Origin of the sequence: Acidovorax sp. 94 (genome assembly GCF_003634645.1) — a bacterium.
Lineage (GTDB): Bacteria > Pseudomonadota > Gammaproteobacteria > Burkholderiales > Burkholderiaceae_C > Acidovorax > Acidovorax facilis.
The window spans coordinates 5,232,081-5,246,166 of the sequence record NZ_RBJA01000001.1 but is presented as its reverse complement, the minus strand read 5'-3'; the positions used below and the strand labels follow the sequence as shown (position 1 = coordinate 5,246,166).

10 protein-coding genes are annotated in these 14,086 nt (G+C 64.3%); 3 read left to right on the top strand and 7 right to left on the bottom strand.

From position 1 onward, the window contains the following. Window positions 1-7 precede the first annotated feature (7 nt). Together C8C94_RS24160 and C8C94_RS24155 are read left to right on the top strand one after the other, a co-directional pair. On the top strand, window positions 8-3,331 hold the full coding sequence (locus C8C94_RS24160; protein WP_121422513.1) for a tape measure protein: 3,324 nt from the start codon (window positions 8-10) through the stop codon (window positions 3,329-3,331). Further along, a complete protein-coding gene (locus C8C94_RS24155; RefSeq protein WP_121422512.1) occupies window positions 3,328-6,240 on the top strand; it encodes a DUF927 domain-containing protein in 2,913 nt (970 codons plus the stop codon). Before C8C94_RS24160 ends, C8C94_RS24155 begins: the two co-directional genes overlap by 4 nt. A gap of 1,014 nt (window positions 6,241-7,254) precedes the next feature. Here C8C94_RS24155 and C8C94_RS24150 read toward each other — a convergent pair. The 3 genes from C8C94_RS24150 to C8C94_RS25945 all read right to left on the bottom strand — a co-directional run bounded on the left by C8C94_RS24150 (window position 7,255) and on the right by C8C94_RS25945 (window position 9,547). Further along, a complete protein-coding gene (locus C8C94_RS24150) occupies window positions 7,255-7,437 on the bottom strand; it encodes a hypothetical protein (protein WP_082437488.1) in 183 nt (60 codons plus the stop codon). A gap of 357 nt (window positions 7,438-7,794) precedes the next feature. Further along, window positions 7,795-8,904 carry a diguanylate cyclase domain-containing protein gene (locus C8C94_RS25950; protein WP_233573555.1) on the bottom strand — a complete coding sequence of 370 codons (1,110 nt, stop codon included), beginning with the start codon at window positions 8,902-8,904 and terminating at the stop codon, window positions 7,795-7,797. 1 nt (window position 8,905) lies between these two features. Further along, window positions 8,906-9,547 (bottom strand): PAS domain-containing protein, encoded by a 642-nt coding sequence (locus C8C94_RS25945; protein ID WP_233573554.1) that lies wholly within the window; start codon window positions 9,545-9,547, stop codon window positions 8,906-8,908. Window positions 9,548-9,864: 317 nt separating this feature from the next. Here C8C94_RS25945 and C8C94_RS24140 point away from each other — a divergent pair, with 317 nt between their 5' ends. Next, a complete protein-coding gene (locus tag C8C94_RS24140) occupies window positions 9,865-10,194 on the top strand; it encodes an I78 family peptidase inhibitor (protein WP_121422511.1) in 330 nt (109 codons plus the stop codon). Between the two features lie 80 nt (window positions 10,195-10,274). On the opposite strand, the gene hemW is transcribed toward C8C94_RS24140, so the two are convergent. The 4 genes from hemW to C8C94_RS24120 all read right to left on the bottom strand — a co-directional run bounded on the left by hemW (window position 10,275) and on the right by C8C94_RS24120 (window position 14,059). Then, the gene (gene hemW / locus C8C94_RS24135) at window positions 10,275-11,534 is read right to left on the bottom strand and encodes a radical SAM family heme chaperone HemW (RefSeq protein WP_121422510.1); all 1,260 of its coding nucleotides are present in this window, start codon (window positions 11,532-11,534) and stop codon (window positions 10,275-10,277) included. Between the two features lie 16 nt (window positions 11,535-11,550). Next, window positions 11,551-12,150, bottom strand: a complete 600-nt coding sequence (gene rdgB / locus C8C94_RS24130) for an RdgB/HAM1 family non-canonical purine NTP pyrophosphatase (RefSeq protein ID WP_055399032.1) — start codon at window positions 12,148-12,150, stop codon at window positions 11,551-11,553. A gap of 68 nt (window positions 12,151-12,218) precedes the next feature. After that, window positions 12,219-12,953 carry a ribonuclease PH gene (gene rph / locus C8C94_RS24125; RefSeq protein ID WP_121422509.1) on the bottom strand — a complete coding sequence of 245 codons (735 nt, stop codon included), beginning with the start codon at window positions 12,951-12,953 and terminating at the stop codon, window positions 12,219-12,221. 203 nt (window positions 12,954-13,156) lie between these two features. After that, on the bottom strand, window positions 13,157-14,059 hold the full coding sequence (locus C8C94_RS24120; RefSeq protein WP_055399036.1) for a PP2C family serine/threonine-protein phosphatase: 903 nt from the start codon (window positions 14,057-14,059) through the stop codon (window positions 13,157-13,159). Window positions 14,060-14,086 lie beyond the last annotated feature (27 nt).

The following is a 14,086-nucleotide window of genomic DNA, read 5'->3' as shown; positions in this document are numbered from 1 at the left end:
GGTTCCCATGAGCGGAAGACATGAAATCGGCATCGTCATCAAAGCCAGTACCGAGGGCGAAAAGTCCATAACAGACCTTGCCCAAGACCTGGAGAACGTGGCAAAGGTTGCTGAAGGCGACCTTCAGCAGGCGGCGCGTGCTGCCGCTGCACAGTTGCGCCAGCTGGGCGAACAGGACGCGGCCATATCGACGTTTCTGCGGCTGCAGCAAGGAGTGGCAGCCAGCACCAAGGCAATGAACGCTGCGGCCAGCGAGGCCGCAAACTACGCCCGGCAGATCGCACAGGCAGGCCCGGCAACCGCCCAAGAGGCCGCAGCACTGCAGCGGCTGGAAACCGCTGCTGAAGGTGCACGCGTTGAGTTGAGCCGACAGACTGATGAACTCGCCGCAGCGCAGGCAGCGTTGCAGCGGTTTGGCATTGCCGGAAAAAATGCGGTGGCCGCCCAGCAGCGTATTCGGGAAGAAGTGGCCCTTGTGCGTACTGCGGTAGATGGCATCGCCCCCGCGTACCAACGCGCTGCAACCGGTGCCGAAGCGGCCGGCACGAGCATGGTGCGCACCCATCGCCAGATCGGGGATGGCGTGGAGTCCATCAGCCAGCAGCTGGGGCGCCTGCAAGGGTTCGTGGCTGGGTTGGCGGGCCTGCAGGGCTTGAAGTCCATGGCGACCGATTTGGCGCAGACAGCCGACCAAGTGAACAACCTGCAGGCCCGGTTGAAGCTGGTGACGGGCGAGGGCAAGGCGTTTAGCGACGCATGGGCGGGTGTGCAGGACGTGGCATTGCGCACCAACAGTGCGCTGGAGGAAACGTCCACGCTGTTCTCGCGGCTGGCTCAGGCAGGCAAGGATGCGGGCCAGTCCAGCGCCGATGCCACGACCAATGCCCTGGCACTGACTGAGACCATCAACCAGGCAATCCAACTGAGCGGCGCCAGTGCGCAGGCTTCAAGCGCTGCCATTACCCAACTGGTGCAGGGCCTGCAGGGCGGCGTGCTGCGGGGCGATGAATTCAATTCGATCATGGAGCAAAGCCCGCGCCTTGCGCGTGCCCTTGCGGACGGCCTGAGTGTGACCACGGGTGAACTGCGCAAGATGGCCGAGGCTGGATTGCTGACCAGCGAAACCGTGATTGGGGCCCTCAAAGGGCAGAGCGATGCGGTGGCCGCAGAGTTCAGCAAGCTGCCGCCCACTGTCGGACGGGCATTGCAGAACCTGAGCACGCAGTGGCAGTTGTATGTGGCCGATACCGACAAAGCCACGGGTGCCAGCACGGCTGCTGCCAGTGCCATCAACGCCTTGGCGGGCAACCTCAAGACGATTGCCGACCTGCTGATTGACGCCGGGCAGGCCGCTGCAGCCTTTGCAGCACTGCGGTTGGCGCAGCACTTCCTGGGCATCGGCGCTGCAGCCCAGCAGGCGGCGGTAGCGATGGCGGCCCACAACGCGCAATTGGCTGCGACGGGCGCGGCCGCCAATGTTGCGGCCGCTGGCGTGGGGCGAATGGCCACCATTTTCGCGTCCCTGCGGACCTTCACTCTGATCGGGTTGCTGGTCAACATCAAGGACATTGGCACATGGCTTGGCGAGGCTGCGGCCAAGCTGGCGGGCTACAAGGACCGGACCGAGGAACTGGCACGCGCTGAAAAGCTGGCATCCGACATAGCGAAGGAAGCGGCAGCAGATCGCGCCCGCCTTGCTGCGGCGACGCAGGCCGCCATCGACAAACAATTTGAGCTGTCCAAAGCATCCCGTTCGGCTGTCGCTGAGTTCGACCAATTGACCAAGAACGGCACCGCTGCGGCCGAGGCGATCAAGAAAATAACCGAGGGGTTCGACCTGTCGAAACTGCAGGGGGTGAAGGACTTTGCCGCGACACTGGACAAGCTGGCGGCTGATGGGAAGGTGTCGGCATCGGAGTTTCAGGCGGCATGGGCACAGGCGCTCAGCGGCAAGGATCTTGCGCAGTTCGAGGTGATGGCGCGGGCCGCGTTTGCCGGGGCTGCGCGTGAGGGTGAACGCGTGGCCCAAGTCATGGACGCCATCCTGCATGAGGCCGTGAAGCGCACGGGGCTGGATTTTGACGAACTGCAGGGGAAGATCGGTGCGGCTTCGCGCAGCGCCATCAATGACCTGGATGCCCTGATTGTTGGTGTGGAACGGCTCAAGGCGCAGGGCCTGGATGCCGGCCGGGTGCTGACGGCCAGCTTTGTCAACGCCATCAACACCGCCGACAGTGAAAAGGCGCTGGAGACGATTCGTGCAAAGGTCGAAGAGGTACGCAGTGTCTTGGGCGACAAGATTGCAGACGGCCTGCTGGACCAAGCCAAGGAGAAAGCCGAGGCGCTGGCTGATGCGCTCGACAAAGCTACACCGGGCATCAACAGCGTGCGCGAGGCCATGGCGCAATTGGGCATCACCTCGGACGAATCGCTGCGCAAGACCGCCGCCACTGCCAAGGAGGCCTACGACACCTTGACCTCCAGCGGATTGGCCAGTGCCCGCGAACTGAGTGAGGGGTTCAAGAAGGCTGCAGAAGCTGCTATTGCCGCAAACAACGGTGTTGCCCCGGCCTGGGTAGCAGGCGCTGCGGCAATGCGAGGCTTTGAAATCGAGGTGGACCGTGCCGGGAAAAGCACCCTGCGCCTGCGGGATGCCACCGACAGCGCCGCCGATGCACACGGTCGCGCAGCTCGTGCAACCCGCGACCAGACCACCGAGTTGGAACGCTTGAACGCCCAGAAAGAACGGGAGATTGCCGCTCAGGAAAAAGCCAACCAGCTCAAGGAGCGCGAGATTGAGCTGTACCTCAAGAAATGGAACATGGACAACCAGCACCGCAGCCTGGATGCCGATGGCAAGGTGCGTGAAGAAGACGGCATGCCCACCAAGAAGGGCGTCTTTGACCGTGCAAAGAAGGCGGGCATGACGGATGAGGAGGCGCTCGCGTTTGCCGATGCTTTCGACACCAACAGCCTCAAGGACACGGGCTCGCGGGGCACGCCCTTCATCAATCTGCAAAAGCTCGATGACGCCATCAATGAAGCGGTGATGGAGGCTATTCGCAGAAGGCTCCAGGCTGCTGAAAAAGGCGAGGATGCGGCCGGGGGAAAGACGCCACCTGCAGAACAATATCCTCCGCGCGAACGCCAAGGCAGCGGCGGTCGTGGCGTCTCGAATGGGGTTTCGAGTGGGGTTTCCAGCGGTCCCGTCATCAACATCACCTTGAATCCCGGTGTAGACCTATCCAATCGAGGCGAGGCTGAGCGCATGGCTCGAATGCTCATCCCTGCCATCGAAACCCTCAACCGTCGGGGGTTTCGCGCCCAATGACGCACATCACCCCCGATCTGATCCGCGCAGCCCTGGCGCACATCCCCGCCAGCCTGGCTCGTGACGAATGGGCGCGGGTGGGCATGGCCATCAAAAGCGAGTTTCCCGACGCCACGGGCCAAGACCTGTTCGAGGCATGGAGCGCGACCGCAGACGGGCACGACCCACGCGCCACGCGCAGCACCTGGCGCAGCATCAAGGCAGGCGGCGGGGTGGGCATCGGCACCCTGCTGCACCTGGCCAAAGAACACGGCTTTGTGCTGCCCAAGGCCAGCGAAGCCCCGGCCGCCCCGAGCCCCGAGGTGCTGGCGCAGCGTGAACGCGAGAGGGTAGAACGCCAGCAGGCAGAGCAGGCTCGGCAGCAGGCCGCCCACGCGGCTGCAGCGCTTGAGGCCACGGCGCAGTGGGATGCAGCCAGCGACACCGGCGCCAGCCCCTACATGGCCCGCAAGGGCGTGCAGGCCCACGGTGTGCGCTTTGCCCCTGATGGCTGCGTGCTGGTGCCCTTGCGTGATCCTGCGGGGGCCCTGTGGAACCTGCAGCGCATTGCACCCGAGCGCCCGGCCGATGGCACCGACAAGCTGTTTTTGAAGGGCGGGCGCAAGTCGGGGCTGTGGCACTGGTGCGGTGATCCTGCGGGGGCTCCGGTGCTGCTGATAGCCGAGGGCTACGCCACGGCCGCCAGCGTGCACCAGGCCACCGGCCGCCCGGTGGCTGTGGCCTTTGATGCGGGCAACCTTGCCCACGTTGCCAAGGCCCTGCGCCAGCAACACCGCGCCGCGCTGCTGGTGCTGTGTGGCGATGATGACCGCGCCACCGAAGCCCGTACCGGCACGAACACCGGCCGCGTGAAGGCCGAAGCCGCAGCCCGTGCGGTGCGTGGCCTGGCAGTGTTCCCCGAGGGGCTGCCCGATGGTGGCAGCGACTTCAACGACATGCACCAGGCGCAGGGCCTGCAGGCCGTGGGTGCGTGCGTGGAGACTGCCATTGCAGCGCACCAGGCAGAGCAGGCCGAACGCGCCCAGCAAGCCGCGCAAGGCACCACAGCAGGCAAGGCTAGCACCCGCACACCACGCGAGCCCCACGGGGCCGATGGTGAGCACGGCGGGGGCAATGAGCCCCCCAGCGACGGCCGCCCGTTCGACCCCTTCACCGTCAACGATTCGGGTGTGTGGCATGCGGGCGTGGACAAGGAAGGGCAACCCAAGGCCCCGCAATGGGTGTGCAGCCGCCTCGATGTGCAGGCCCTGACCCGCGACCAGGACGGCGCAGGCTGGGGTTACCTGCTGGCCTTTGCCGACCCACTGGGCAAGCCCAAGCAATGGGCCATGCCCGCCCGCATGCTGTCTGGCGACGGGGGCGAATACCGCGCCGCGCTGCTGAACATGGGGCTTCGCATTGCCCCATCGCCTGCAGCCCGCAACCTGCTGACCCAGTACATACAGACCCGCCAGCCGGGCGAGTTTGCGAGCTGCACCGACCGCATCGGCTGGCACGGCCGCGCCTTTGTGCTACCCCATGAAACCATCGGCGACGATGCCGAGCGCATCGTGTTCCAGAGCGAAAGCCAGATGGAGAACACCTTTCGGGTGAAGCATGATGCAGCCGCGTGGCGTGATCGCATCGGGGCCCTGTGCGTGGGCAATTCCCGGCTGGTGTTTGCGGTGGCCTGCGCCTTTGCCGGGCCGCTGCTGCGCCCTGCGGGCATGGAGAGCGGGGGCTTTCACATCCGGGGCGACAGCAGCAGCGGCAAGACCACGGCTCTGCGCCTGGCTGCTAGCGTGTACGGTGGGCCCAGCTACATGCAGCGTTGGCGCACCACCGACAACGCCCTTGAGGCCATCGCCGCGCAGCACTGCGATTCGCTGCTGATCCTGGATGAACTGGCGCAGGTTGAGGGTAAGGTTGCGGGCGAGTGCGCCTACATGCTGGCCAATGAACAGAGCAAGGCACGCGCCACCCGCAACGGCGCACCACGCGCCCGCCTGTCCTGGCGCTTGCTGTTCCTGTCTGCTGGAGAACTGGGGCTCGCGGACCACATGGCAGAAGGCATGAAGCGCACACGCACCGGGCAAGAGGTGCGCATGGCAGACATACCGGCAGATGCAGGCAAGGGGCTGGGGGCTTTCGAGAACCTGCACGACTTTGCGGGCGGGGCTGCGTTCTCCAGCCATTTGGCCCGAGAGGCGCAGGTGTGCCATGGCGCACCGGGCCGTGCGTTTGTCGAATGGGCATGCACCCATGCAGACGGCCTGCCCAAGCGCCTGCGCACCGCCGTGCAGGCCCTGGCCCGTGAATGGATACCACAGGGTGCATCGGGCCAGGTGGAGCGGGTAGGCGCCCGCTTTGCATTGGTGGGGGTGGCTGGTGAGCTGGCCACCGAGGCCGGGCTTACCGGTTGGCCTGCGGGCGAAAGCGAACGCGGTGCACGCGCTTGCTTTGACGCCTGGCTGGCTGCGCGTGGCGGGGCTGGGAATGGTGAAGTGGTGGCCATGCTGCGGGCTGTGCGCCGGTTTCTGGAGACGCACGGCGATGGGCGCTTTGCCATGTGGCACCGGGCTGCTGATGACCACGCACCCAAGACGCTGCAGCGTGCCGGCGTGCGCCGCATGCTGAACGCCGATGGTGAGCCCATCAAGAGCGACCCCGAGCACCAGCGGGAGTATGGCGAGCGCATGCCCGCCACGCTGGGCGAGGGCGTCAGCTTTGAATACTTCGTGTTGGCTGAAACGTTCAAAGCCGAAATCTGCCAGGGCTTCGACCATGTGGCGGTGTGCCGCGTGCTGGCTGCGCACGGTTGCCTGACGGTCAGGGAGTCCGACCGATACACCATCAGCACCAGACTGCCAGGCATTGGCAAGGTGCGGTGCTATCAGATACCGCCTGCCATCTTTGAGCTGGATCTGTGAGTGCTAGCCCGGCCGGGGCTTTGCGTGCTCGCCCTGTGGCTGCAGCCCTGCCGTGCCGCCCGTGAGGGGCGGGGGCGGGAGCTGCCTTCGCGCTGTACATGCCCGGCTTACGGCATCTGGTGCCAAAGGAAAGGGCGCGGCCCTGGCCGTTGATCTGGTGCGGGGCTCGCCCGTCCCCGTGCCTCTCGCTACCCTGTGCGTCGGGTCCTTCCTGGGTGGCCTAAGCGCGGGTAATTCGAGCCGCGTTGCCGGACTGTTCTGCGGTGCTCTATAAGGGGTTAAGTGAAGGCAATGCGTCGATGGCTGGACGATTGCGCACGTCTGTGGATTCATTTGTCCCCGGTGTCCCCGGCAGAATTCCGTTTGTCCCCGGTCCTGCCGGGGACAACTTTTCTCAATGGCGACAATGACTTACGGTCGATTTTCAGTTTGTCCCCGGTGTCCCCGGCAAAAAACGGGTAACCCCCCGAAGGGTGGTGTGTTTGCGGGTCCTTCTGCGGTGCGGCTGGGGAGGGTAATTCGAGCCCCGCAGGCGAGGTAGTGCATGCGGTTTTGAAAAGGTTGACAAACGGTTGACGGTGGACAGTGGACACATCCACCCCTCCGGTCTTGGGTCCTTCCGGGGTGGCCCAAGCGCGGGTAATTCGCACCCCAGAAAATTTCTAGTCCCGGCCGCTGGCAAGAGGTAAGTAAGCATGGCCCGGGTGGGGGCGGTGCTTGGGTCCTTCCTCGATAGTCCCAGTGCGGGTAATTCGAGCCGCGTTGCCGGACTGTTGCGGGACTCTCCCTAGGGGGGTTGTATTGTGAGGCGGCGTCTCGGATAGGTTGCAGACGAAGGGGCCAGCAAAAATTTTTGGCGGTATTTTTGACGGGATACTGACCATCAAAAATATCGAAACCCTTTATTCATGCGGGTTTCAATAGGGAATTCAAATCTCACAGTCCCGCCAAAACATCCAACACAACGGGCCTTCACGGCCCGTTGTGCTTTGTGCCCCACCACCCTACCCGCCGTCAGTGGCGGCCTTCGGGCAAGCCAGAAGCATGGGGCGAAATGGGTGTCAGATCTTCTGGTCGGCACACCTCATCACTGCCAGCCAATCGGACCCACAGGCCCGTTCTTCGGATGATGACGTAGTCCACGCTGACACGTCGGCCCTTGTAGATGAATTGCGCCCCGGGCTTGTACAGAATCATTCTGGTTTTGTAATCAAAAGCGGTGGCCCCACGATGACACCCCACCTGGCTGTGAATGATGCAGCCCCCTAGCGCAACGTGCAGAGGATGGGGTCAAAGAACCCAGTATTCACCTGCTCATTCATGACAAGTCCCATGTCTTGCGGTTAGCGGTGCAGGCACTGGCAGGACGGGAAACGGGCAAAAAAAAGCCCGCTGGGTGCGGGCTGAACACTTGCTTGTGCAAGCGGGAGGGATGTCGACGGGGTATCGACGGACAAATAATAGGCCGCCCCGTGACCGAGGTGTGTAGGACATCTTCGACTTTCTGAAGGACGTCTTCCAAGCCCGCTGACCCGGCGCGTACACGCTGGGCGGTCACGCACCATAAATCCGCACACAACCGCGCCCAGAGGCTTTCGCCAGGTACATCGCGGAATCGGCCTTGCGCAGCAGCTCTTCGGCGTTCGTGGCGTCGGCAGACGACATCACGATGCCTACAGAGGCTCCGATCTGGATGAAATGCGATTCAATTTCCGTCGGCTGGGCAATGGCCTGCACCAGGCGCTCGCCCAGCCGGAGAGCGCTGTCGGGGTCAGAGACGCCACGCTGCAGCAGAGCAAATTCGTCGCCCCCCAGCCGCGCCACCACGTCGTTTTCGCGCGCCGCCTGGGCGAGCTGCCGGGCCACCCACGCCAGCAATTGGTCGCCCACGGCATGTCCGAAGCGGTCGTTGATGGGCTTGAAGCCGTCCAGGTCCACATACAACACGGCAAAGCCCTGGTCCTGGCGCCGCGCATCGGGCACCGCCGCCTGAAGGGTTTGCAGGAAGGCCGAGCGGTTCAGCAACCCCGTGAGTCCATCGTGTTCGGCAACATGCCGTATGCGACGCTCGGCCTGTTTGCGCTGCGTCACGTCGGTGAAGGTGCGCAGCGCACCTCCATCTTTGATGGGCACGGTCTGGACCTCCAGGATGCGCCCGTCGGGCCGGGGGCGGTCATAGACCTGCTGCTGATCGACCCCGCCGTCACTGTTCAGCAGCATGTCTTGGATCTCTTGCGAGGCCCCGTCAAACTCGCCCCGTGCGCGCAGGTAGGCCAGTACATTCACCAGCGAGGGCTTGGAGGCCATCAGTTCGACGGGCAAATCCAGCAGCTCTAGCGCGCGGCGATTGCACAGCTCCACAATGCCCGTGGCGCTGATCTTGGCCACGCCCTGGTCCATGTTTTCCAACGTGGCCTCCAGCAGGATGGACTTCTCACGCAGTTGCGCCTCGCTGTCGCGGGCACTGCGCTCGGCCTGGGCAAGCCGACGTTGCTGGCGCTTGAACTCGGTGATATCCACATGTGCATAGAACACGGTCCCGTCCAAACCCTGCTTGGCGATCACGCGGCTCCAGCGGTTGCGGGGCAAGGGCACCTCAAACGGTGCGCCTGCAAACCGCATGTGTTCGTGCAGGATGGTGAGCCCCTCATAAAAGGGCGCCATGTCACCCGGCCCATCCGCCAGCCCAGGCCCCCCGGTAAATGTCCTCAAAGCTCAGGCCCGTTGCAGCGGCGCGATCAACAAGGCTGTACATCTGCATGAACGGCTCGTTTACCCATTGAATGCGCTGGTCCTCCCCACAGATCATCAAGCCATCGGGAATGCGGTCAAAAAGCTCTGTGCTTTCCACCATGGGGCTGCGCGGATATCCGGGCTCGTGGATGTTGACATCGCCCACCTTCTCCAGCTTTTCCTGTTCTTGTGGACTTTGCACCGCCTCTGCACGCCAGACCCGCACGCGCCCCACCCCGGCGATCGGCAACGACGATACGTGGACCCGCAGGCCCCGGTGTTCAAAGCTGTAGGGGCGCGTCTGTGCACGGTGCCGCTCCACGCCTGCCGCAATGTAGCGGTCGATATTGGGCAACTCCTGCGCATCCAGCCGCTCGGTGTAAAAGCGCCGCAGATTCGCGTGGTAGGGCTCACCCACGTAGACATGCCCCTCATGCTCCGGGAAGAACTTGAAGAACGTACGGTTCCATGCGAGCGTGCAATCGTTTTCGTCAAACGCGCACAAGGCGACGTCCAGACCATCCAGGGTGTCGCCGAGAGAGTGGATGAGGCTGAAGATGGGATCGTCGGACATGGTGGTTCGGGGATGCACAAACTCGGTTGCCAGAAGCCCGTGCGCTCCACACTGGCCCCGGTGTTCTGCCTACCCAGTGCGGGGCGCAGACCACCAACAGTCCATTGTGCGGACAGGGCCTTACGGCAAACCATCGCCGGGCACCCTTCGTGCAAGGGAGGCGCACTGCCTGTCGCATTCAGTCAACATTTTCTTGACCCTCATCAAGTCATCCAACCAGCTGGAGGGACAACCGCCCTCCCCCCGTGTTACGCGTGGACACCCGCGCTCACAGGGCTTCCGGTATGGTGAGGGTCTTGTTTTCTGGAGCCTCACCCATGACGAAAATCCCTTTTGGCATCTCTGGCAGCCTGGTGGTTGCGGCGCTGATGACGGGTTGCGCCAGCCAAGGCCAGCCCCCTGCCCCCTCTGGCAGCCCTGCGCCGGCAGAGCCCGCGCCAGGCGGCCTGTGCAACGCCCAGCCGGCCCAGTCGGCGGTGGGGCAGAACAGCACGGCATCGGTGGTGGAGTTGGCCCGGGTGCGGTCGGGCGCACAAATGGCCCGCGTCTTGCGACCCGGCCAGGTCATCACCAAGGAATTCAATGCCCAGCGGCTCAATCTGGAGGTGGATGCCAACGGCCGCATTGTGGCGGTGCGCTGCGGCTAACCTCACGGAGGACGCTGCGCTGCACGCAGCGCCAAACGCAGACAGGCACTGCGGCGCCACGGCATCGGCGGTAGCGCCGGTCAGTCCGCCAGGAACAGCTCCTGCAGGTCGCTCAGAAAATCAAAGCCCCGCTCTGTCGGGCGCACATTGGTCAGGTCGCGCTCGATCAAACCTTTGCTCTCCGCCGCCCTCAACCCCTTGGCGATGGTGGTCAGCGGCAAACCCGTGCGATCCATGAAATCCTGCAGCGCAAAACCACCGCGCAGGCGCAGGGCGTTGAGCATGTATTCAAACGGAAGTTCGGCCCGGCGCACGTCTTCATCCTGCGCCACAGCCCTGCCGGCCAGGGCGTTGTCCATGTAGCGGCCTGGGTCGCGAAAGCGCACCTGGCGCACCACGCGGTGCGCAAAACTGAGTTTGCTGTGTGCGCCCGCGCCAATGCCCAGGTAATCGCCAAACTGCCAGTAGTTGGTGTTGTGGAAACACTGGTGGCCGGGCTGCGCGTAGGCCGATATTTCGTAGCGCGCCATGCCCACCTGGCCCGTCATCTCGGTGATGCGGTCGAGCATGGCGTAGGCCTGGTCGTCCTCGGGGATGGCCGGCGGAAACTTGGCGAAGTAGGTGTTGGGCTCGATGGTGAGGTGGTAGATGGAGATGTGCGGCGGTTTGAAGGCCAATGCCGTCAACATGTCCTGCTCCAGCTCTTGCGGCGTCTGGCCTGGCAGCGCGTACATGATGTCGAGGTTGTAGGTGTCAAACGACGCGGCGGCCTCCTCCACCGCCGCCAAGGCCTGGCTGCGGTCATGCACGCGGCCCAGGGCCTTGAGGTGCTGGTCGTTGAAGCTTTGCACCCCCACCGACAGCCGTGTGACGCCCGCCGCCCGGAAGGCGCGGAAGCGGTCTTTCTCGAACGTGCCGGGGTTGGCCTCCAAGGTGATCTCGCAGTCGGGCGCAAGGAGCAGGCGGGCGCGGATGTCGCCAATCAGCCGGTCAATGGCGGCTGGTGAAAACAGGCTGGGCGTGCCCCCACCGATAAAGATGCTGTGCACCGTGCGGCCCCAGATGAGCGGCAGCGCGGCCTCCAGGTCGGCCATCAGCGCGTCGATGTAGCGCTGCTCGGGCACCCCTGCATTGCCCGCCGCATCGCTGCCACCTTCGCGGTACTCATGCGAGTTGAAGTCGCAGTACGGGCATTTCTTGAGGCACCACGGCAGGTGCACATACAGCGACAACGGTGGCAGGCTGGGCAGCTGCAGCAGGCCGGGGCGCATGTAGTGCTGGATGTCGCGCACCACGGCGGGTTCGGCCTCAGCCTGCGGCGTGATCGGGATGTGGGCCACGTTCTTGTCGTCCCTTCTACAGCCAGCGTTCGCGCATCAGCGCCAGCATCTGCGCGGCCGAGCGGCCCCGGTGGCTGTGGGCGTTCTTCACTTCCACAGGCAGCTCGGCAAAGGTCTTGCCGAATTCGGGGATAAACATCACAGGGTCAAAACCAAATCCGTTGCTGCCCCGGGGTTCGGTGGTGATCTCGCCCACCACCCGGCCCACGGCAATCAGCGGCTCAGGGTCTTGCGGGCTGCGCACGGCAACCAGAGTGCTGACCATGGCGGCGCGGCGGTTGGCGACGCCGTGCAACTGCTCCAGCAGGGCGCGCACATTGTTGTCGTCGCTCTTCTCGTAGCCAAACTGGGTGCAGTAGTAGGCGGTATCGACGCCCGGCAGGCCGCCAAAGGCATCCACACACATACCGGCGTCATCCGCCAAGGCGGGCAGGCCGGTGTGGGCCGAGGCAAAGCGGGCTTTGGCCAAGGCATTCTCCACAAAGGTGCGAAATGGCTCTTCGGCCTCACCCACGCCCAAGTCGGCCTGGCGAACCAGCTCGACCCCGAGTGGCGCGAACATGGACTGCAGCTCGGCCAGCTTGCCACGGTTGTTGGATGCAAGAACGATTTTCATGATTCAAATTGGCATCTAGCGCTTATCCAGCAAGCGCAAGCAGCTATCAATTAGTGAGTATCAGCGGGTTAGGGGGTTTGCAGCAGCGCCCGCTGCTGCAACTGCACCAGCTCTGCGATGCCTTTTTCGGCCAGCGCGAGCAGCTGGTCCATCTCCGCCCGGGTAAACGCCACGCCTTCGGCCGTGCCCTGCACTTCCACAAAGTGGCCTGCGCCCGTCATCACCACGTTCATGTCCGTGTCGCAGTCCACGTCCTCCACATATTCAAGATCCAGCAGCGGCGTGCTCTGCACGATGCCGACCGAGATGGCCGCCACCGGCTGGAGCAGCGGCGACTGCGTGATCTTGCCGCTGGCCAGCAGCTGGTTGACCGCATCCTGCGCGGCCACCCAGGCGCCGGTGATGGCCGCGGTACGGGTACCGCCATCGGCCTGGATCACGTCGCAATCGAGCTGGATGGTGCGCTCGCCCAGCAGCTTGAGGTCAAACACGGCCCGCAGGCTGCGGCCGATGAGGCGCTGGATCTCCTGCGTGCGGCCGGTTTGTTTGCCCCGCGCGGCCTCGCGGTCACTGCGGGTGTGGGTGGCGCGGGGCAACATGCCGTATTCGGCCGTGACCCAACCCCCGCCGCTGCCGCGCTTGTGGGGCGGCACGCGCTCTTCCACCGAAGCGGTGCAGAGCACTTTGGTGTTGCCGAACTCGATCAGCACCGAGCCCTCGGCATGCATGGTGTAGTGGCGGGTGATGCGCACAGGGCGCAGCTGGTGGGCGGCTCGGTCGCCGGTGCGGGTGAAGGTGGTCATAGAATTTTCAGTAGAAAAACGGGCGTGCCTCATGCATGACCAAAGGCTCGCCCGAAACGCGCGGCCAAGGCCACCGACCGCCGCGCAAGGGCCGCCCAGGCTGCGTAGCTGCGTCTCCCTTGCGTGCACTGGCAGTGTCCCTTTTCCCGAATCGCACAGCGATTCGAGAGAAGGTGGAAGGCGCGCAGCGACTCAGGGGGGTGTCATGCTTTCCGTGCGGCCGAGCGGCGAATGGCTTCGTTGATTTCGGCGATGGACCGCTCGATGGCGGCATCGTCCAGGTCATCCACCAGGCCATCGAGTGGCCCTGCCTGGATAGTGGACGCAAACACGTCGTCGCTGATGCTGTCGGTCGAGACGCCCTGGGTGGATTCGAAGGCGTCGGGCGTCTCCCACTCCAGAGCGATCACGGTCACATTGTCGCTGCTGTCCCCCGCCTTGCGCAGTGCGTCTTCCACCAGCTCGGGCACAGCGTGCGACACGGTGTTGCGGCCGAGTTGGGTGGCAATCTCCTCGTCGCTGAGGGTGCCCCAAAGCCCATCCGAACACAGCAAAATGCGGTCGCCCTGCTCCAGGTAAACCGGGCCGGTGATGTCATAAATAGGCTTGGTGGGCGAGCCCAGGCAGGTGAACAGCACGTTGCGGTTGATGCGCTCCAGGCCCGGCGGTGGGGAGTTGCGCAGCTCCATGTAGGAGTGGTCGCGGGTGCGTGTGAGCAAATCACCGTCGCGCACCATGTACAGCCGCGAATCGCCACAATGCACCCAGGTGGCCGTGCCGCCCTGCAAAACCGCAGCCACCAGCGTGGTGCGCGGCGTGTCGAGCATGCCCTTGTCGGTGGCGTAGCGCAGGATCTGGTGGTGCGCCGCCAGCAGCGCTCCCGAAAGAAACTCCTGCACATCCTTGAGCTGCGGCTTGGCCTGGCGCTGGAACAACGCCGAGATGGTCTGCAGTGCAATCTGTGCAGCCACTTCGCCTTCCGGGTGGCCACCCATGCCGTCGGCCAACACAAACAGGCCCGATTCGCGCGTGTAGCAATAGCCCATGCGGTCTTCGTTCTTCTCGCGGCCACCACGGCGGCTGATCTGGAAAACCGAGAATTTCATAGCGACTCACGCAAAGAGGGCTTCGGG

Coding starts and splice junctions, on each gene's coding strand:
- C8C94_RS24140 (WP_121422511.1), top strand. CDS start 9,865: ATGACGAAAATCCCTTTTGGCATCTCTGGCAGCCTGGTGGTTGCGGCG.
- C8C94_RS24160 (WP_121422513.1), top strand. CDS start 8: ATGAGCGGAAGACATGAAATCGGCATCGTCATCAAAGCCAGTACCGAG.
- rdgB (WP_055399032.1), bottom strand. CDS start 12,150: ATGAAAATCGTTCTTGCATCCAACAACCGTGGCAAGCTGGCCGAGCTG.
- rph (WP_121422509.1), bottom strand. CDS start 12,953: ATGACCACCTTCACCCGCACCGGCGACCGAGCCGCCCACCAGCTGCGC.
- C8C94_RS24150 (WP_082437488.1), bottom strand. CDS start 7,437: ATGATTCTGTACAAGCCCGGGGCGCAATTCATCTACAAGGGCCGACGT.
- C8C94_RS24120 (WP_055399036.1), bottom strand. CDS start 14,059: ATGAAATTCTCGGTTTTCCAGATCAGCCGCCGTGGTGGCCGCGAGAAG.
- C8C94_RS25950 (WP_233573555.1), bottom strand. CDS start 8,904: ATGGCGCCCTTTTATGAGGGGCTCACCATCCTGCACGAACACATGCGG.
- C8C94_RS24155 (WP_121422512.1), top strand. CDS start 3,328: ATGACGCACATCACCCCCGATCTGATCCGCGCAGCCCTGGCGCACATC.
- C8C94_RS25945 (WP_233573554.1), bottom strand. CDS start 9,547: ATGTCCGACGATCCCATCTTCAGCCTCATCCACTCTCTCGGCGACACC.